We start from the raw sequence: 19,294 nt of genomic DNA, 5'->3' as shown, positions 1-19,294 counted from the left end.
CGTCCGACCCGACCGCGCGGGTTGCGTCGATTCTCCCGAGGGACGATCGAAACCCCGCGGAATCGCCTCATGATCGAGAATCCCCGGGTCGATGAGATATCGAGAGACGCCGTCTCGACCGACTTGACGCCGCACCACGAGATCGACACCGAGGTCGCCCTTGAAAGGCATCGCCGGAGCCCTGCGGTTCCAGGCGTCCATCCCTGGTTTCCGTACCGGCCGAGCCCTCGTGCTCGCCGCCGCGGCCCTCTCCGCGCTCATCGCCGGCGGCTGCCGATCGTTCGACGTGGCGGCGCCGATCGGCTCGAAGGCCGCGGGGCGGCTTTCGCTCGTCCCTCGCGCTCGCGAGGCCCGACGCGAGGGGGAGAGGCTGGAGCGACGAGGCGTCGACACGAGCGTCGACCACTACTATGAGGCGGCCGTCCACGCGGCGGCGGCGTTCACGGCGGCGACGGCCTCGGGACCCTTCGGCGGCGAAGACCTCGACGCGGTCCGCGACCTCTACAACGATTGCCTCGGCGACTGCCTCCGCGCGGCGCAGCGATTCGGGAGGCTCGACGCGACCCCCTCGCTGTTCGTGAACACGCCGCAAGGCTCCCGGAGCGTGCCGATCCGCCGACTCGGCTTCGTCTGGAAGCCGGACGATTTCGGCCGCCTGGTCGACCCCTGCGAGGTCGCGCGGAACCCGAGCGCGCACGCCCCCGGCGACTTCCCCGGGCTGGGCGCCGGCGTCGCCTTCGAACGGCCCAATTCGGGAGCCGAGGGACCCGAGGAATTCCTCCCCGAAGTGGCGGTGTTCAACGCCACGGCCATCCTCCGCCCGGACCTCGACGCCTGGTACGGCGAAACGCCCGCGCGGGCGCCGACGGACGTCCTGGAGTTCCACGACCCGCTCCGAACGCCGAGCGTAGCGTTCGGTCCGGCGTCCCCCGCGCCGCTCCGCGCGAACCTGGGGCTGGCCACCGCCCGAGCCCGGCAGATCCAGGAAGCGCGAGGGCCGTACGCGCTGGCCGGCTTCGCGAGGCCCGAACTGCTGCTGGACAAGGCCGACATCCGCATGCTGGAGCCGTACCAGCCCGGCAAGGCCCCCATCCTCCTGGTCCACGGCCTGCTCGACGACCCCTTCCTCTTCAACGACATGGTCATCGCCCTCCAGCGGACGCCGGGCTTCCTCGACCGTCATCAGCTCTGGGTCTTCCGCTATCCGACGGGGGTCACCTTTCTCCGAAGCGCCTCGATCCTCCGCAAGCAGATCGAGCGGATTTCCGAGACGTTCGCCCCGACCGCCGCCGACCCGGCCGTTTCCGGCCTGACGCTCGTCGGCTACAGCATGGGGGGGCTGCTTTGTCGGCTCCAGGTCAGCCGAAGCGGCGACGCGATCTGGGACGCGGCCTCGACCCGCCCTCTGGAGAGCCTGAGCATGCCGGAGGAAGCGCGACGGACGATCCGCGACCTGTTCTTCTTCGAGCCCTCGCCGCGAGTCGACCGGGTGATCTTCCTCGCGACGCCCCACGACGGCGCGTCGCGAGCCATCGCCGGGGCGAGTTGGCTCGCCACCCGGATCGTCCAGCGCCCGGCGGACACCCGGCGGATCGTCGAGGAGATCGATCGCGAGAATCCCGGCGCGCTCCGGCCGGCGCTCCGCTCACTCCCCAGCAGCGTCGACTCGCTGGCCGCCTACAGCCCCCTGCTCCCGGTGATCCGCCGGCTCCCTTACGATCCGAGGGTGTCCCTGCACACGATCGCCGGCACCGGGCTGCATCCCCCCGACCGGGGCCGGGGCGATCTGGTCGTCCCCCTCTCCAGCGCCCATGTGGAAGAGGCGGCGTCCGAGCACCATGTCCGGGCGACCCACAGCAACATCTACTATCAGCCCGAGACCATCGATGAAGTGCGCCGCATCCTCGGCTTTCCCACGCCCTGAGGGCGGCCCCTGGCTTGCAACGTCCTTGGATCAGGACGGCGGCAGGGCGGAGGCGATCACCTCCAGGATGGTCTCGACCTCGACCGGTTTGATCAGGTGGCGGTCGAATCCCGCGTCGAACGCGCGGTGCCGGTCGCTCTCCTGGCCGTACCCGGTCAGCGCTACCAGAAAGAGGGCGTGGCCGTCCGGCAGCGACCGGAGCCGCTCGGCCACCTGGTAGCCGTCCATCCCCGGCAGGCCGACGTCGAGGAGGATGACGTCGGGACGGAAGTCGTCCACGGCCTCCAGCCCCGAAGGTCCGTCGAAGGCCGTGGCGACCGTGTGGCCGGCAAGTTCAAGGAGCCGGGCGAGCGCCACAACGGCCTCGACGTTGTCGTCGACCACGACGATCCGCCGGGGCGTCGCGCGAGTCGCGTTCGCGGGCCGCGGCGGGGACGGGTCGTCGGGGGCGGGGTCGCCGACGCACGGCAGCCGGACGAGGAACGTGCTGCCGCTCCCGAGCCCCTCGCTGGTCGCGGAGATCCTCCCATCGTGCAGCTCGACCAGCGACCTGGCGATCGTCAGGCCGATCCCCAGCCCGCCGCGCGAGCGGTCGATCGAACTCTCGACCTGGGAGAACATCTCGAAGACTTTCTCCAGGACCGCCGGCGACATGCCGATTCCCTGGTCCTCGACCCGCACGACCGCGGACTCGCCGTTCCGCGAGACGGTGACCGAGACGCTCCGCCCCTCCTCGCTGTACTTGGCCGCGTTGCCGAGCAGGTTGACGACGACCTGTTCGATCCGGGCGGGGTCTGCGTGGACCCAGAGCGGCTCGGCGGGGAGGTGGACCTCGACCTGGTGCCGCCGCTCCTCGATCATCGGCCGGATCGTCTCGACCGCCCGCTCCACGGCGCCCCGGAGGTCCATCGTCTCGCGCCTGAGCACGATCTTGCCGCGCGTGATCCGGGAGACGTCCAGCAGGTCCTCCAGCAGCCTCGCCAGCCGCCGGGTCTGGCGCTCGATCACCTCGCAGCACCAGCGAGTCTCGGGGTCGTCCGGCTCCTTGAGGCGGAGGATCTCCGCGGCGTTGCCGGCCGCGGAGAGGGGATTGCGCAGCTCGTGCGCGAGCATCGCCAGGAACTCGTCCTTGCGGCGGTCAGCCTCGCGGAGATCCTCGAGCAGCCGCTCGCGCTCGCGCTGGGCCCGCCGCCACTCGGTCACGTCGAGGATCGCCGCGACGCAGCCCCGGGGCGAGCCCTGCTCGTCGAACAGTGGCGACACGTGTTCCAGGAGATTAACCACCCGGCCGTCCTCGAAGGCCACGTCGATCTCGACGTCGTGGAGCGCGATCCCCCGCTTGGCCGAAACCTGCATGGGGAGATCGTCGACCGCGACCTCATGACCCCCGTGGAAGGCCTTGAACGTCGTCGGGCGCTCGGATTCCGGGGCGTTGAGCGAGACGTTCACGCCGACCTCGGTGCCGAGTATTCGGGCGAGCGCGGGGTTGGCGCGGATCGACCGGCACTCCGGATCGTCGGCGATCCCGACGCCGATGGGAATCACCTCGAAAATCGTCTGCAGCTCGGCCGCCCGCCGCTCCAGCGAGCGGTTCAGGCGGAGGATCTCCGCCTCGGCCCGCTTTCGCTCCGTGATATCCTCGGCGATGTAGCAGAACCGGTCGCGCCCGCTCGTCGCGGGTCCGACGTAGGAGACGACGATTCGGAGCCACCGCTGTTCCCCGCCGAAGTCGCGGCCATCCTCGAAATGGACGGCCCGCCCCAGGCGTTGGCTCGCCCGGTACGCCGCGATCCAGGCCTTCAAGGCCGCCCCGTCCATCCCCAGCTCGGCCCCTCCCCAACGTCCCGAGGTCGAGCCCGCGGGCCGGGCGAACGACCGGCACGCCGCCCGGTTGTCGAAGATGTGGAGGATGTCGCCGTCGTCCTCGCGCAGCTCGGCGATCCCCATCGGCAGCGGCGCGGTCCGGAGGATCTGCCGGATCGTCGCGTCCTGTCGGGCCTGCTCCGTCGAGGAATCCCGCGACGCGGCGACCTCCTGCCAGACCGATTGCACGCAGGGCCGACCGTCGAGGAACACCCGCCGCGCCGTGACCCGAACCCGCCGAAGCTCTCCCTTGCGAGTCCACTGGCTCGCCTCGAACCGAGCCCGCCCCGTCTTCAAGACCATGGCGATCCGGCCCACGGCCGCCTCGTGGGTCTTCTGCTCGTCGATGTCGGCCAGGGTCAGCCCGGCGAACTCCTCGCGCGCGTACCCCAGAGACTCGTGCGCGGTTTCGTTGAACTGCAGAAACCGCGCCGTCTCCGGGTCGATCACGACCACGCCCAGGGGCGACTGCTCGACCAGCGTCTGGAGCCGGGCGGACTCCTCCCGATCGCGTTCGCGATCCCCCAGGTCCAGGATCACCGAGGCCCGCAACGGCCCCGGCTCGTCGTCGACGAGCAAGGCGTCGACTTCCACCCGGGCCCAGCCGCCGTCTCCCCGCAAGAACCGCTTCTCCAGCCGATACGACCGGATCTCGCCGTTGAACAGCCGACGCGCCAGGGCCGCCTCGACCTCCAGGTCCTCGTGATGCGTGAATTCGTCGAGCCGACGCCCCGTCAACTCTTCGCGGGATCGGCCCAGCAGCTCGCAGAGCCGATCGTTGATTTCGACCCAGCGGCCCTCAGCGTCGACGATGTCGATCCCCACCAGCCGGTTGTCGAAAAGCGAGCGAAAACGGGCCGCCTGGCTCTTCGACGATGCGCACGCGGAATCGTTGGACTCGGATTTGTGCATCGAAGCCTCTACGCTTCAATCGTCCGGGGTGCTCGGGACCACATCTCCGCCGACATCTTCGTCAGCGGCGGCCCCCCGTCGCGGCGACCCCGGCCGTCCTTGCCCCCAAGGATCTCGGACCCATCGCCGGCCGTCGGTAGACCGAACTAGCATCATATGGCGAAACGATCCGTTTTCGAAGACCGACAATCGAAATTTCCCTCGCCGCCGCGTCGATCGTCCGGCCGCGGACGTCGGCGACGGTCGCCCGAGACCGACTTGCGACGAGGGCGGGCTGTCGGCTTGACCGCCCGCCCGTCGAAACACTAAGATCCTGATTGGTTTAAGGCCCGAATTTCAGGCCCGAATGTCGAGGTCCGTCTCGCGGGGACCGCGAGCCAGGGCGCGAGGTGAGATGGATGAAGAACGAACCGACCCCTTATCAATCCCCCGGCACCACACCGCCCCCTCGACATCAGTTCGACCACGCGACGCCGACGGTCATCCACGACCCGGAACAGGACATGACGCTCCTGGCCCGGTGGATGCACCGCGCGATGAAAGACCCGGTGAAGTTCTGGGGCGTGCTCGGCGGCCTGGTCGTCGCGATCCTGGCCGTCGTGCTGGCCGTCAACATGTTCGGCGCCCGGGGCGGCAGCCAGTCCGACGTCTGGAATCAGCTCGACGAGGCCAAGAACGCCGACGACCAGTTGGCGATCGCCAAGGCGAATCCGGAGTCCCCGGCCGCCCCCTGGGCCACTTTCCAGGCGGCTTCGCGGCTCTACCAGTCCGGCGTCGCCGACCTCCCGAGCAACTCCGAGGCCGCCCTCCAGAGCCTGAAGAAGGCCGCCGACCTGTACGACCAACTCGCCAAGTCCGAGCCCAAGGATTCGCCGGTCGCCACCGCCGCCGCTTTCGGCATGGCCCGGGCCCTCGAAGCACGCAATGAACTCCCCAAGGCCGTCGACCAGTACAAGCTCGTGGCCGAGACCTGGCCCGACACCGCCGAGGCCGCCGAAGCCAAGAAGCTCGCCGCCGAACTTCAGAAGCCCGAAGCCGTGAGCTTCTACAAGGAACTCTACGAGTACAAGCCCACCAAGGTCAGCCTCCCCCCTCTGGGCAGCGAGAGCCTCGACTTCCCCCCCGTCGTCCCCTCGCCCACCGACGCCCCGATCGATGGCTCCCTGCTGATCCCCCCGCCCCCATCGTCACCCGAGGCCCCCAAGGCCGAAGCCGCGCCCGCCGAAGCCCCCAAGGCTGAAGCCGCGCCCGCCGAAGCTCCCAAGGCCGAAGCCGCGCCCGCGGAGGCCCCCAAGCCTGAGGCTGTGCCCGCCGAGGCCCCCAAGGCCGAAGCCGCGCCCGCCGAAGCTCCCAAGCCTGAAGACGCGCCTGCCGAAGCCCCCAAGGCTGAAGACGCGCCCGCCGAAGCTCCCAAGCCTGAAGACGCGCCTGCCGAAGCCCCCAAGGCTGAAGACGCGCCCGCTGAAGCTCCCAAGGCCTGATTTTCTCGTCATTGAAAGCCGGCGTTTCCGACATGCCACCGACTTCGTCCGACCCGGATCAGACCGCCCCGACCACGCCGGACGTGCCGGAGACGCCGCTTTCCGAGACGCCTCAAGAGTTTGAAGTCAAGCCGCGCACCGACGGCAAGCGGATCGACGCCTATCTGGCGAGCCGATACGTCGACTACTCCCGAAGCGTCATGCAGCGGATCATCGACGCCGGCGCGGTCGAGGTCAACGGCCGCGCCGTGCGGGCCTCGTACAAGATTCGGGCCGGCGATCAGGTCAAGCTCTGGCTCCCGCCGCTCCATGACACGACCCCGACGGCCGAAGACATCCCCATCGAGGTCGTCTTCGAGGACGAGCACCTGACCGTCGTCAACAAGCCGGCCGATATGGTGACCCACCCCTCGCGCGGCAACTGGGGAGGGACGCTGGTCAACGCCATCCAGCACCATTACGACAAGCTCTCGACCGTCGCCGGCGAGGAGCGGCCGGGCATCGTCCACCGCCTGGACCGCGACACCACCGGCCTGATCGTCGTCGTCAAGGACGACCTCGCCCATCGCCGGCTGGCTCTCCAGTTCGAGCATCGGACCGTCCACAAGGAATACCTCGCCCTCGTCTACGGGATCCCCGAACGCGACAGCGACTACATCGAACGGCCGATCGGCTATCACCCGATCATCCGCGAACGCATGGCGGTCCGCGAAATCGCCGACGGCGGTCGCGAGGCCGTCACCTTCTATGAGATCCTCGAACGGTTCCAGGGCTACGCCCTCGTGCGTTGCAAGCCCGCAACCGGCCGCACCCATCAGATCCGCGTCCACATGGCCAGCATCGGCCACCCGATCGTCGCCGACCGAGCGTACTCCGGCCGGTCCCGACTCACCCTGGCCGATCTGGAAGTTCCCGGAGCCGATCCCGACGCCCTCGCCTCCGGGCTGATCGACCGCCAGGCCCTCCACGCCCACACCCTGCGGTTCGCCCACCCCATGACGGAACAGCCCGTCGAGCTGTCCGCTCCGCTCCCTCCCGACATGGCCCGAACCCTGGAAGCCCTCCGCACGCACCGGATTCCGACCGCCCCGCCGAAGCGTTCACGCTAAATCTTTCCCCTCCCCGCGTGCGCATTTCGACGCATATTCCCCTTCAGGTGCCCCTGCGCGCCGAGCGCGGTTCGCGAGTCCGCTCCGGATCGGCCCCCGGTCGTTTCGGGACTCGTCGCCGACTTCCGTGGTAAGTCTGGGGAGGGGCCGAAATGAGAAGATTCCGCCGAACGAACCCAATCCCGCCACCCATGAATTCGCCTCAACAAACTACTAATTCAGAAGTTACGCCGAAAACCCATGCCGCCCTCCACGGAATATCGAACCCAAATTCCTGGAGACTCCTCAGCTAACTCCACCGCCTCCAGGGAATCGGGAGACGGCGATCGGGGTGCCATGGGATCTCTGAACCCGTGGCGCCGGCCGGGGATTGGGACCACGGCTCGGGACCGCCCCGACGCCGATCCACGGGTTCGCGGAACCCGTGGCTCCCACAGGGATTCCGCCGAAACTTGATGGAGTCGAGTGAGGAGTCTCAATTCCCGCCGTTCCGCCAGCACGGATGATTCCAATGGCGCGGGTTGCGAGGACGCGCCGCGTCGCCAATTCCGCACATGGGCCGATCGCCTGTTCATGGCCGCGCTTCGTGCCTGTAGACTGGGACGTTCGGGCGATTCGCGAGATCGACCGGAAGCCCTCTTGAGCCAGCAACTTTCGGGAGACTCCCATGCCTGGGCCGCTGTCGGGACTGATCCCCGCCCCTCACACCCCATTCCACCCGGACGGCGGCCTGAACCTGTCGGCCGTCGACCTCCAGGCCGAACTGCTCCGGGAATCCGGGCTAACGTCGACGTTCATCGGCGGGACGACCGGGGAATGGGCCTCGATGACGTTGGCCGAGCGACGCGCCCTGGCCGAGAAGTGGATCGGAGCCGCCGGGGGCTCGTTCCAGGTCGCGGTCCACGTCGGCGGCAACTGCCAGGGCGAAGCCGTGGAACTGGCCGCGCACGCCCGAGCGGCCGGCGCGAAGGCCGTCGCGGCGATCTTCCCCAGCTACTATCGCCCCGAGACGATCCGCGACTTCGTCGAGTTCTGCGTCCCGATCGCGGCGGCCGCCGCCCCCCTGCCGTTCTATTTCTACGACTTCCCCGTAATGACGGGCGTCCGGTTCCCCATGTCCGAGTGCCTTCGCGAGGGCCGTCCGCGGATCCCGACGCTCCAGGGCCTGAAGTTCTCGAACAACGACTGGTTGGAGTTCCAGGAGTGCATCCGGCTCGACGGGGGCTCCTTCGACGCCCTGCTGGGGGCCGACGAGTGCTACCTGGCGGGGCTGAGCATGGGGTTCCGCGGGACCATCGGCAACACCTACAACTTCGCGGCCCCCGTCTACCACCGGATCCGCGAGGCGTTCGAGCGCGGCGACTTCGAAACCGCCCGCCGCGAGCAGGGGAAGTCGATCGACCTCGTCAAGGCCCTGGCCGCCTTCGGATTCCTGGCGGCCTCGAAGGCCGTGATGGCGATGGTCGGGGCTGATTGCGGGCCGACCCGCTCCCCGGTCCGCGACCTGTCGCGCGAGCAGCGGCTGGCGCTCTGGGAACGGCTGGCGCCGCTGGACGTCTTCCCCCGGCCGCTCCGCAAGCCGGAGTGACCGGGAGGAGGATCGGATCGCCCCTGGTCAGTCGGCCAGGGGAAGGATCTCGACCTTGCGGAACTCGATCGGGTGCGATTCGGCCTGGAGGGCGATCCAACCGCCCTCAAGATCCTTGCGGCCGTCCTTGATGAGCGGGGCGGCGTCGGGGTCGTTGGCGTCGAGTTGCGGCTTCTCATACTCCATGACCAGGTCGCCGTTGACGAAGTTCTTGATCGTCCCGAAGCCGTGGCACTCGACCTCGACGGTCACCCACTGGTCGCCCCGATAGGTCTTCGACTTCGACTCGGTGCAGTGCTGGGTGATCAGCTTGCCGTCCATCGTGAAGACGGTGCCCGGCGAGCAGACGTTGGCCGTGGGCCGCTCGCCGCGTTCGCCGCCGCCCAGGAACTGGATTTCCAGCGAGGCCGGGAACTCCTGATCCTTGCGCATGGTGGTCGGGTCCTGGCTGTAGAGCATTGCCCCGCTGTTGCGGAAGGCCCAGCCGGGGCCCTTCGGGCACTGCTCGCCGACGAACCGATACTCGACCCGGAGCCGGTATTTCGAGAACGGCAGGTGGTAGAAGAGGTGGCCGAACTCGCCGTCGAACCTGTCCCACTTGTCGTAAGCCACCTTCAGGACGCCGTCCTCGGCCCGGAACGTGTCCCGGTAGTTCTCGCCGAGCGGGCTCCCGGTGAACTTGGGGATCCAGCCCTCCAGGTCCTTGCCGTTGAACAGGCTGATCCAGCGGCCCGATTCGGGCTGGGCCGTGGCCGTCGAGGTGAGCGAGAGCCCCGCGAGGATCAGGCCGAGCGCGAGCGGGAGACGAAATCGAGGCATGGGCGGAGGCTCCTGGGGCGAAACGAGGGGGGCGCGATCCCGACCGGCCCATCATCGCCGCGCGGGGGCCGGGAATCCAGGGGCCGCCGCGACGCCCGAAACCCATCAGTCGAGGTCACGCCACTGAATTCGACCACTTGTAATCGGGCCTCTCGCGGGGGATAATCCACGTCCGCCTCCTTCCCCCCATCGGCGAGGACCTGGATTCAGCCGATGACCCAATTTCAACCGCTCCACGAGCGCGACGACGATCAGGCTCCGACCCTCTTCGAGGGCGAGACGCTCTCGCTGTTCCTGCGCAAGCTGGGCAAGGAGGGTCTGGACGAGGTCCGCCGGGCGGTCGCCGGGATTGGCGAATTCCGTCGGGGGGGGCCGTCCTCCCCGATGCAGCTTTCCTCGCTAGGCCCTTACAAGGACCTGGAAGAGATCGGCCGCGGCGGCATGGGCGTGGTGTTCCGCGCCTTCGACCCCGTCACGGCGAGGGCCGTGGCCGTCAAGATCCCCTCCCCGGAGGCGACGGCGTTTCCCTCCGTCCGCCGGCGTTTCCTCCGGGAGACGGAGGCCGTCCGCAGCCTCGACCATCCGGCGATCGTCCCGCACCTCGATTCGGGCGAGGACGGAGACCACTGCTACCTCGTCAGCGAGTATTGCGACGGGCCCGACCTTGAAGACTGGTTGAAAGCGAACCGGGCCCCGATCTCCCCCCGAGAGGCCGCCCGGATCATCCGGACTCTGGCCGACGCGATCGAGCACGCGCACGAACACAACATCCTGCACCGGGACATCAAGCCGTCGAACGTGCTGCTCCCCGGTTCGCGGCTCGACTCCGGCGCCGAGTCGCTCTCGCCGCGGCTGACCGACTTCGGGCTCGCCAAGATGCTCGACGCGGCGATCGGCGAGGATCCGGCCGGGACCCAGGTCGCCACCGCGGCCGAAATGCTCCTGGGTTCCCCCCCGTACATGGCGCCCGAGCAAGCCCGTGGCCGAGAAGCCGACCGACGAAGCGACGTCTACGGGCTCGGCGCGGTCCTCTATGAACTGCTGACGGGCCGGCCGCCGTTCCGAGGGGAGTCCAAGACCGAAACCCTGCGTATGGTCGTCCACGACGAGCCCGTCCGGGTGCGGGACCTCCGCCCGGGCGCGCCCCGGCCCCTGGAAATCGTCGCGCTGAAATGCCTGGAGAAGAACCCGGACCTTCGCTACGCGACGGCGGCGGACCTTCGAGACGACCTGGACCGCTTCCTGAACGGCCGTCGGATCCTCGCCCGGCCTCCGGGCCTGATCGAACGAGGACGCCGCTGGTCCCGCCGCCATCCTCGCGCGGCTCTCTCCCTCGCGGGCTCCCTCATGGCGATCCTGGTCGTCATCGTCGGCTTCGCGGCCTGGAACCTGTCGCTCCAACGGATCACCGAAGAGCTTCGCCGGTCGAGAGACCAGCTCGAACGGAACGGCCGGCTCCTCAAGCTGGCCAACGCGGAGCTGGTCCAGGAGCGCGATCGTGCGGACGAGAACGCCGAATCCGCCCGGAACCATTTCTACGCCTCCCAGGTCAGGGTCGCGGCCGAGGCCTTCCAGGATGGCCAGGTCGGCCGCTCCCAGCAGATCCTCCAGGAACTGCGTCCGGGTCCCGGAGAGGCCGATCGTCGCGGGTTCGCCTGGCGATATCTCTGGCGGTTGACGCGTCGCGAGGCCCGAGAGCTCCCCGATTCCAACACCGGAGTGGACATCGGCCGGCTGAGCCCGGACGAGCGTTGGATGGCCTGGGTCGACCAGGGTTCGAGCTACCCCTTCGGCATCTACGACCTGACCCGCGAGCGACCGGCCTGGACGGTCCGCAGCGGGGCCTTGACGGCGTGCACCCAGATCGCCTTCTCGCCGGACGGACGTCGGGTAGCCTTCGGCGGCGCGGGCAAATCGGGGGACGATCCGCGGGGCGCGATCGGCGTCGAGATCCGCGACGTCGAGACCGGCAGGATCGTGACCCAGGCGTTCACGCCCCCCAATCGGTTCGTCCGGAGCCTCGCCTTCCTCGACTCCGGCCGGAAGCTCACGGCAGTCGTCGCCGACGTCCTCCATGAGATCCCGAACGACGCCGCGATCCTCCGCTGGGAATGTCGGGAGGGTCGCATCGAGGAGCCGGAGTCGTCGACCCCGATCGCCTGGATCCAGGCGACCCACGACGGCGTACGACACGCCGCCGTCACGCCCGAAGGCCGCCTCGGACTCTACGACGCCTCGTCGCAATCCTGGGTCGCCACCTTCCCGGAGGCGCCGGTCGCGGACCTGGGAGCAGTCCAGTTCAGCGAGGACGACCGCCGGTTGGCCGTCGGTCGTCGCAAGGCCCGCGACCTGGCGATTCTCGACGTGGCGTCGGGGCGTCCTCTCCGCGTCCTTCCCGGACTGGCCGCCGCGTGCTTGAAGGTTGCATTCCAGCCCGACGGCGAGGGCCTGCTCCTCCTGGAGGAGAACCGGGAAGTCCGGCTCCTCGATCCCTCGCGGGGGCTCGACGTCCTGATCCACGAACCGACTTCGGCACCGGGAGTTCGGACGACCCACCTGCGCTTCATCCCCGACGGTTCGGCGTTCCTCGTCCATCGGGCCGAGTTCATGGCCGCGGACCATTTGGAGATCCGGTCGAGCGACGACGGCCGCCTCCTCGGCGAATCGCCCGGCCGGGCCGCCCAGGCGGGGGAAGGGACCTGGCTCGTCCGACGAACCGACGGCCCGTCGCTGATCTACGGCCTGGGGCGTCACACATGGCGCTGGGACTTGCGGCGGACGCTCGAACCGGACCCGGCGACCGCCCTCCAGGCGCATCGCGACGAGGTCTGGGGGGTCGCCTACACCGCCGATGGAAAGCTCCGAGCGACGATTGGAAACGAGGAGCGCGACCCCGAGTCGATCAAGCTGTGGGACGCTCGATCGGGACGGTTGCTCCGCGCCTGGAAAGGCCACGAGGCCACCGTCAGCGACCTCGCCTTCTCACCCGACGGCAAGTTGCTCGCCACGACCAGCCTGGCGGTCCAGGATCCAATCCGCATCTGGGACGTGGCGAGCGGCCGAGAGATCGCCACCCTGGATCTTCCCGGAGACGAGAGGGCCCGCGCCGTGGCCTTCGATCCGACCGGCCGCCGGATCTACTTCGGGGGCGATCGGGGGACGGTGTTCGCCTGGGACGTGGCCCGGAAGACGAACATTTGGATGGATCAGCCGTCGCAGGAGGAATTGGAGCGGGGGAGAATCAGCGCGAGATTGCACGACCTGGCCGTCTCCCCGGACGGGCGCCACCTGGCCTGCGCGGACGACCAAGGCCGTGTCCGGATCCGTGACGTCCAGACGGGGAACGTCCTCATGGAGTACGTTGCGAGCGTCCCGAGCCTCGCCCTCGCCTACAGCCCGGACGGCCGTTTTCTAGCCGTCTCCGATCGGGAGGGGCGCGTCCACTCCCTCGACGCCGGCTCGGCGCGACTGCTCCGGACGATCCACGGCGACGACGCCGAGATCCGGGCCCTGGTCTTCAGCCCGGACGGCCGCACCCTCGCCGCGGGGGGCCTCGGGCGGGTGGTCCGGCTCTGGATCCCCGAGACCGGCGACGAGCTCATGACCCTGGAAGGGCACGAGGCCCAGATCAACGCCCTCGCCTTCTCCCCCGACGGCGATACCCTGGCCTCGGCCGACCATTCCGGCGTCGTCCGATTCTGGCGGACCCGCCCCGACGCCCCCCGCTGAGGCGACTGAAAGGGATCAGCGAGGCTTGATCGTCAGATCGTCGAACATCCCCTTGTCGTCGAACGAGCCCAGGCCGATCCGCCCCTTCGCGAACGTCTTGTCGTGGGCCGTCATGATCGGCTTCTCCAGGTCGTCGAAGTAGAACTCGACCAGCCCGGAACCGGGCTCGCGGACCAGGCGGACCTCGTGCCAGCCGTCGGTCCAGTCCACCCCCTTCGTCCGCGTCTCGGCGATCGAGAGCCGGGGCGCGTCGTTCACCAGGAAGACGCTGTGGGCGTGCGGGTCGGCCGCCTTGGCCATGTGGACGTAATAAAAATGGGCCGGATCGACGTAGCCGAAGATCAGGCAGAGGTCGCGATGGCCGTAGTCCTTGACCGTCGACCGGACCCTGGCCCGCAGGTCGAACGCGCCGAACTCCTGGCCTTCGATGAGGGCGATGTTCAGCGGGGAGCGGACCCTGGGCTCATACCGGCTCGCCCCGAACAGCTCCAGGACACGCCCGCCGTCCTCGGCCCGGGCGATCCGCCAGGCGTCGGGGTCGGTGAAGGTCCAGCCCGTGGGGACGTCGCGCTCGAAGTCGTCGCGGAAGGGGGTGGTCCGCACGGCGGCGGGTGGGTCGTCGGCCGAGGCCGCGGGGGCCCCCGCGCCGAGGGCCGTCGCGCAGGCCGCCGCGGCGAGCGCCGCCTGCATTCCGAATCGTCGGGCTGTCATGGTCGGACCTCTTTCCGGGTTCGGGTCGGGTTCCGGGACGGGGACGCCTCGAATTTGACCCGATCGGGCCGCCCGATCAAGGCCCCGGCGGGGGCGGCTTCGGCCCGTGCAACGTCTTGACAGCCCCGCCGGCGGGCTCGGATGATGCAACGCTCGGCTCCGGCCCCCTGCTCGCTCCCTGGAGATCAGGCCAATGTGGATTCGACGGCGGTCGATCGCGGTCCTTACGGGTTTGTGCACGATCATGACGATGACGACGACTCGCGGCGACGAGGGGATGTGGCTGTTCAACAACCTGCCGCTGGAGACCCTCAAGGCCCGGCACGACTTCACGCCCCCGCCCGGCTGGGCCGAGCACCTGCGGTCGGCGGCCGTCCGGTTCAACAACGGCGGCTCGGGCTCGTTCGTCTCGGCCGACGGCCTGGTCATGACCAACCACCACGTCGGCGCCGACACCCTGGCCAAGCTCAGCACCCCGGAGAAGGACTACTACAAGCTCGGCTTCCACGCCAAATCCCGCGAGGAGGAGGCGAAAGCCCCCGACCTGGAGTTGAACGTGCTCGTCGCCATCGAGGACGTCACGGCGAGGGTGAACGCGGGCGTGACTCCCGAGATGGACGACGCCGCCTCGGCGGCCGCCCGCCGCAAGGCGTCGGCCGAGATCGAGAAGGAGTCGACCGAGAAGACCGGCCTGCGGAGCGACGTCGTGACCCTCTACCAGGGGGGCCGCTATCACCTTTACACCTATAAGAAGTACACCGACGTCCGCCTGGTCTTCGCCCCCGAGTTCGACATCGCCTTCTTCGGCGGCGACCCGGACAACTTCGAATACCCCCGCTACTGCCTGGACGTCTGCTTCTTCCGGGCCTACGAGGACGGCAAACCGGCGAAGATCGAGCACCATCTGAACTGGAGCCCCGACGGTTCGAAGGACGGGGAGCTGGTGTTCGTCGCCGGACACCCCGGCCGCACCGACCGCCTCAACACCGTGGCGAGCGTCGAGTACCTCCGCGACTTCGGCTTCCCCAGCCTGCTCGACTGGCTCCACGCCAAGGAGGAGTTCCTCGTCGGCTACGGCAAGCAGGGGGACGAGGCGTTCCGCCAGTCCAAGGAGGAGCTGTTCTCGATCCAGAACAGCCGAAAGGCCCGCATGGGGGGCCTCGGGGGATTGAAGAATCCCAATTTCATGGTCCCCAAGCGGGAGGCCGAGGCCGAACTGCGGGCCCGCGTCGACGCCGACCCGACCAAGAAGGCCGCCTACGGCGGGGCCTGGGACCGGATCGCCGAGGCCCAGCAGGTCAACGTCCGAACGGCGAAGCCTTATATGTTCCTGGAGCGGGGACGGGGGCTCGACTCGACGCTGTTCCACATCGCCCGCGACCTCGTCCGGCTGGCCGACGAGAAGGCCAAGCCCAACGCCGATCGGCTCAAGGAATACCGCGACTCGGCCCTCGAATCGCTGGAACTGGAGCTGTTCTCCGACGCCCCGATCTACCCCGCGTTCGAGCAGGCCAAGTTCGCATTCGGCCTCGACTACTGGAAGAAGGTCGCCCCCGACGACCCGAACCTGGCCCGCGTCCTCGACGGCCGCTCGTCGGAGCAGGCCGCGGCCGCGCTCGTCGGCGGATCGAAGCTGGCCGACGTGGCGGTCCGCCGCAAGCTGGCCGAGGGGGGCAAGGCCGCGATCGAAGCCTCCGACGACCCCATGATCAAGCTGGCCGTCGCCGTCGACCCCGAGGCCCGCGCTCTCCGCAAGGAGCGCGAGGACAAGGTCGAGGGGGTCGAGGCCGCCAACTACGCGCTCATCGCCAGGGCCCTCTTCGAAGAGAAGGGGGACTCCATCTATCCCGACGCCACCTTCACCCTCCGGCTCGCCTTCGGGGTCGTCAAGGGTTACAAGGTCGACGGCAAGGACGTCCCTCCGTTCACGAACATCGAAGGGGCCTTCGACCACGAGGCGGCCCACGACGCGAAGCCCCCCTACGCCCTGCCGAAGTCGTGGCACGAGGCCAAGGCGTCGGGCTTGCTCAAGCTCGAGACGCCGATCAACTTCGTCTCCACGGCCGACATCATCGGCGGCAACTCCGGCAGCCCGGTCGTCAACAAGGACAACGAGGTCGTCGGCCTCATCTTCGACGGCAACATCCAGTCGCTCGTCCTCGATTTCGGCTACGAGGACGTCGTCGCCCGCGCCGTCTCGGTCGACTCGCGGGGGATCATGGAAGCCCTCCGGTCGGTCTACCGGGCCGACGATCTGGTCCGGGAACTGACCGCCCGCTGAGCTTCCCGCCGGGCTTCGGGTCGAGAATCTCGACCCCGGCCCGGCGCGGTCCAAGGCCCGTTGGACCGCTCGGGTCAGAAGGACGCGACGCCCTGGGGAGGAGGCCGCCAGCGTTCGGCCCGCTTCACGAGCAGGCGGGCCACGAACGCCTCGTAGTCGTCGGCCGACCGCTTCTTCCTGGGGTCCCAGCGCCGGCCCTTCTCCCAGTTGCAACGGCCGTGCACGGCGGCGAGGTTCGCGGCATCGTCCGTCCCCCCGCGACCTCGCGCGCGGATATGTTCGAGCGTCGCCCCCTCGCCCGTCCGGGCGTCGAAGGCGATCGGGCCGTTGCAGATCAGGCATTTGCCCACCCAGTCGCCCCCCCGACGTTCGAAGGTGACGTCGGTCAGGGCGGCCAGGCCGAGCTTCTGGGCGGTGGTCATCCCGGGCGCCTCCCGCGGCGTCTCATTCAGTACACCCGCTCGCCCCCCGCCGGCGCGACCGAGCCGTCGCCGACTTTGCCGAGCGCCTCGCGCACCATGAGAAGCTCGCCGACGTTCTCCAGCGTGAGCAGGCCGACGACCCGGCCGCCGCGAGTCACCTGGAGGCAGGGGACGCCGCGCTCGCGGAGCACCCCCACCGCGGCGACCAGCGGGCCGTCGGCGTCGACCGTCGGCGCGGCCGCCGTGGCGAACTCGCGGATCGGGGCTTCGGGACCGCGCGCCGACAGGCCGGCCATCAGGTTCGCCCGGGTCAGCACAAGGCCGTCGGCGTCCCCTTCCCCTCCCCCGGTCTGGACGACCGGGAAGTCCTGCTGCGTCCCGGCGAGCAGCAGCTCGGCGGCCCGGCCCAGCGTGTCGTCGTCCTGGAGGGTGTGGAAGTCCGTCAGCATCGCCTCCTGGACGGCGACGTCCTTCAGCGCGGCCCGCTCGGCGACCTGGACGGCCTCGGATTCGGCCCCGATCCAGACGAAGAGCGCGATGAACAGGAGCATCGGCGCCCCGTTGCTCAGCCCGAACAGGCCGAAGGCGATCGCCATGAGCTGGCCGATCGACGCCGCCAGGCGGGTCGCCTTGGCGTAGGGGAGCTTCATCGCCAGCAGCGCCCGGAGGACCCGGCCGCCGTCCATCGGGAACGCCGGCAGCATGTTGAAGCCGGCGAGGAAGACGTTCACCAGGAGGATCTTGGACCAGAACCCCGCATGCAGGACCTGGCCGGAATCCGCCGACGACGGCAGGCGGACCCCGAACACGCCCACCATCAGCGCGACGATGACGACGTTGACCGCCGGCCCGGCCAGGGCCACCAGCAGCTCCTGCCCGGGCCGGTCGGGGATGCGCTGCAGCCTCGCCACGCCGCCGATCGGGAGCAGGGTGATGTCCGAGGTCGGCACCCCGAACCGTCGCGCGGTCAGGGCGTGCCCCAACTCATGAAGGACCACGCAGCCGAAGAGGGCCACGACGAAGGCCCCCTGCTCCAGCACCTCGACGAGACTTCGATTCTCCATCACCCCAGCCGCGACCAGCCAGGCGATCAGGATCAAGAAGGTCCAGTGCACGAAGATCGGGATCCCCGCCACGCGCCCCAGATTCCACGACCACGACATCCTCGCCCCTCCCGTCGGTCTCGTTCCTCGTCATCTCGGCGACTCATTCTATCCGTACCGGCCGCCCGGACCACCGGCGAAGGCCGATCCCGCCAATTCGGCGGGCCGAGTTGACAACTTCGAGGGGCGACCTAGGTTACCGATAAGGCGACGCCCCCTGCCGGGGATCGCCGCGGGAAGTCGGATCACCTTGGCCATGGCGGGGCGTCCGGGCCGCTCCAGGCCCAAGGACCTCCCCGCGCCGAGACTCGGCGCGAAGCCATCCAGTGGGAAACGAGGCGGTCATGGATCTGAAGGGAACCACGCAGATCTGCCCTTCGCCCGTCAGCGACGAGTCGGAGGAGACCCAGATCCCCCCACCCACGCCCATGTACCTGATCATGGTGCACGGAGGGACCACCGGCGCCATGCTCCGGATCGACGGACGGACGACGACCCTGGGCCGTGCAGCGGACAACACCCATCAATTCCACGACCCCACCGTCTCGCGACGGCACGCCGTCCTCTCCCACGATGAGAAAAACCTGGCCTGGGTGACGGACCTGGGGAGCAGCAACGGCACCTACCTGGACAACAAGCGGATCTCGGCCCGAAAGCCGACCCAGGTCGAGGACGGCTCAAGGATCCAGCTCGGGGGCTCGATCGTCCTGAAGTACGTCTGCCTCAACCCCTACGACGAGCGATTCCAGCGCGAGATGTTCGAACGGACGGTGCGCGACAACCTGACCGGGCTCTACAATCGCGGCTACTTCCTGGAGCAGATCGGACCGCTCTGCGAGCGTAACCTCCTGCGCAACCTGGGGACGGCCGTCCTCATGGTCGACGTCGACCACTTCAAACGGATCAACGACGCCTACGGCCATGACGTGGGGGACGCCGCGCTCCGCGAGGTGGCGAAGTCGCTTCGAGACTCCACCCGCTCCGAGGACCTCGTCGCCCGCTACGGCGGGGAAGAGTTCATCGTCGCGCTGCCGGTCTCCTCGGCCGAACAGGCGATGGAACGAGCCGAACGGATCCGCGGGCTGCTCGCGACCCGGCCGGTGCGGATCGGCCGCCGCGAGTTCGGGATCACGGCCAGCGTAGGCGTCTCCTACAGCACCGTCGGCCGCCGGCGCACCGTCAACGCCCTGATCGCCACGGCCGACCTCGCCCTCTACCAGGCCAAACGCACCGGCCGCGACCGCGTCGTGGACGCCGGCCAGATCCTCCTCGACGGCGAGCGCCGGACGGAGTCCTTCGACGCGCTGGCCGTATAGGGGACGCCGAGGCCCCTCGCGTCGCGGAGCCTCGTG

12 protein-coding genes are annotated in these 19,294 nt (G+C 69.2%); 7 read left to right on the top strand and 5 right to left on the bottom strand.

What is annotated here, in order from left to right:
- Positions 1-160 precede the first annotated feature (160 nt).
- Positions 161-1,924 carry an esterase/lipase family protein gene (locus tag VT85_RS14630; protein WP_068416558.1) on the top strand — a complete coding sequence of 588 codons (1,764 nt, stop codon included), beginning with the start codon at positions 161-163 and terminating at the stop codon, positions 1,922-1,924.
- A 30-nt stretch (positions 1,925-1,954) separates the two neighbouring features.
- Here VT85_RS14630 and VT85_RS14625 read toward each other — a convergent pair whose 3' ends face one another.
- Entirely contained in the window at positions 1,955-4,699 is a 2,745-nt protein-coding gene (locus VT85_RS14625; RefSeq protein ID WP_068416555.1) for a PAS domain S-box protein, read from the bottom strand.
- Between the two features lie 398 nt (positions 4,700-5,097).
- Here VT85_RS14625 and VT85_RS28560 point away from each other — a divergent pair, with 398 nt between their 5' ends.
- From VT85_RS28560 to VT85_RS14610, 3 genes are all read left to right on the top strand, one after another.
- The gene (locus VT85_RS28560) at positions 5,098-6,180 is read left to right on the top strand and encodes a tetratricopeptide repeat protein (protein ID WP_068416552.1); all 1,083 of its coding nucleotides are present in this window, start codon (positions 5,098-5,100) and stop codon (positions 6,178-6,180) included.
- Between the two features lie 32 nt (positions 6,181-6,212).
- On the top strand, positions 6,213-7,289 hold the full coding sequence (locus VT85_RS14615; protein ID WP_082858609.1) for an RluA family pseudouridine synthase: 1,077 nt from the start codon (positions 6,213-6,215) through the stop codon (positions 7,287-7,289).
- 667 nt (positions 7,290-7,956) lie between these two features.
- Complete coding sequence (locus tag VT85_RS14610; protein ID WP_068416549.1) at positions 7,957-8,877, top strand: dihydrodipicolinate synthase family protein; 921 nt, start codon at positions 7,957-7,959, stop codon at positions 8,875-8,877.
- Positions 8,878-8,904: 27 nt separating this feature from the next.
- Here the strand turns inward: VT85_RS14610 and VT85_RS14605 are convergent, their stop codons facing one another.
- The gene (locus tag VT85_RS14605) at positions 8,905-9,696 is read right to left on the bottom strand and encodes a DUF1080 domain-containing protein (RefSeq protein WP_068416542.1); all 792 of its coding nucleotides are present in this window, start codon (positions 9,694-9,696) and stop codon (positions 8,905-8,907) included.
- A gap of 213 nt (positions 9,697-9,909) precedes the next feature.
- On the opposite strand from VT85_RS14605, the gene VT85_RS14600 reads away from it, so the two are divergent.
- On the top strand, positions 9,910-13,425 hold the full coding sequence (locus VT85_RS14600; RefSeq protein ID WP_068416539.1) for a protein kinase domain-containing protein: 3,516 nt from the start codon (positions 9,910-9,912) through the stop codon (positions 13,423-13,425).
- 15 nt (positions 13,426-13,440) lie between these two features.
- Here the strand turns inward: VT85_RS14600 and VT85_RS14595 are convergent, their stop codons facing one another.
- Positions 13,441-14,136 (bottom strand): hypothetical protein, encoded by a 696-nt coding sequence (locus tag VT85_RS14595; RefSeq protein WP_156512876.1) that lies wholly within the window; start codon positions 14,134-14,136, stop codon positions 13,441-13,443.
- A gap of 250 nt (positions 14,137-14,386) precedes the next feature.
- On the opposite strand from VT85_RS14595, the gene VT85_RS14590 reads away from it, so the two are divergent.
- Positions 14,387-16,417, top strand: coding sequence for a S46 family peptidase (locus VT85_RS14590; RefSeq protein ID WP_197490719.1), 2,031 nt, complete (start codon positions 14,387-14,389; stop codon positions 16,415-16,417).
- A gap of 74 nt (positions 16,418-16,491) precedes the next feature.
- Here the strand turns inward: VT85_RS14590 and VT85_RS14585 are convergent, their stop codons facing one another.
- The gene (locus VT85_RS14585) at positions 16,492-16,839 is read right to left on the bottom strand and encodes an HNH endonuclease (RefSeq protein WP_068416530.1); all 348 of its coding nucleotides are present in this window, start codon (positions 16,837-16,839) and stop codon (positions 16,492-16,494) included.
- 26 nt (positions 16,840-16,865) lie between these two features.
- Positions 16,866-18,002 (bottom strand): site-2 protease family protein, encoded by a 1,137-nt coding sequence (locus VT85_RS14580; RefSeq protein WP_068416528.1) that lies wholly within the window; start codon positions 18,000-18,002, stop codon positions 16,866-16,868.
- A 284-nt stretch (positions 18,003-18,286) separates the two neighbouring features.
- Here VT85_RS14580 and VT85_RS14575 point away from each other — a divergent pair, with 284 nt between their 5' ends.
- On the top strand, positions 18,287-19,258 hold the full coding sequence (locus tag VT85_RS14575; RefSeq protein WP_068416527.1) for a diguanylate cyclase: 972 nt from the start codon (positions 18,287-18,289) through the stop codon (positions 19,256-19,258).
- Positions 19,259-19,294: the final 36 nt, after the last annotated feature.

It is taken from the genome of Planctomyces sp. SH-PL62 (assembly GCF_001610895.1).
GTDB lineage: Bacteria > Planctomycetota > Planctomycetia > Isosphaerales > Isosphaeraceae > Paludisphaera.
This window is presented reverse-complemented; position numbering and strand designations above follow the sequence as displayed.

Excerpts from the sequence above, each read along its gene's own strand:
- VT85_RS14585 (WP_068416530.1), bottom strand. The coding sequence starts at position 16,839 with ATGACCACCGCCCAGAAGCTCGGCCTGGCCGCCCTGACCGACGTCACC.
- VT85_RS14625 (WP_068416555.1), bottom strand. The coding sequence starts at position 4,699 with ATGCACAAATCCGAGTCCAACGATTCCGCGTGCGCATCGTCGAAGAGC.
- VT85_RS14600 (WP_068416539.1), top strand. The coding sequence starts at position 9,910 with ATGACCCAATTTCAACCGCTCCACGAGCGCGACGACGATCAGGCTCCG.
- VT85_RS14595 (WP_156512876.1), bottom strand. The coding sequence starts at position 14,136 with ATGACAGCCCGACGATTCGGAATGCAGGCGGCGCTCGCCGCGGCGGCC.
- VT85_RS14580 (WP_068416528.1), bottom strand. The coding sequence starts at position 18,002 with ATGTCGTGGTCGTGGAATCTGGGGCGCGTGGCGGGGATCCCGATCTTC.
- VT85_RS14605 (WP_068416542.1), bottom strand. The coding sequence starts at position 9,696 with ATGCCTCGATTTCGTCTCCCGCTCGCGCTCGGCCTGATCCTCGCGGGG.
- VT85_RS14575 (WP_068416527.1), top strand. The coding sequence starts at position 18,287 with ATGGATCTGAAGGGAACCACGCAGATCTGCCCTTCGCCCGTCAGCGAC.
- VT85_RS14610 (WP_068416549.1), top strand. The coding sequence starts at position 7,957 with ATGCCTGGGCCGCTGTCGGGACTGATCCCCGCCCCTCACACCCCATTC.
- VT85_RS14615 (WP_082858609.1), top strand. The coding sequence starts at position 6,213 with ATGCCACCGACTTCGTCCGACCCGGATCAGACCGCCCCGACCACGCCG.
- VT85_RS14590 (WP_197490719.1), top strand. The coding sequence starts at position 14,387 with ATGACGACGACTCGCGGCGACGAGGGGATGTGGCTGTTCAACAACCTG.
- VT85_RS28560 (WP_068416552.1), top strand. The coding sequence starts at position 5,098 with ATGAAGAACGAACCGACCCCTTATCAATCCCCCGGCACCACACCGCCC.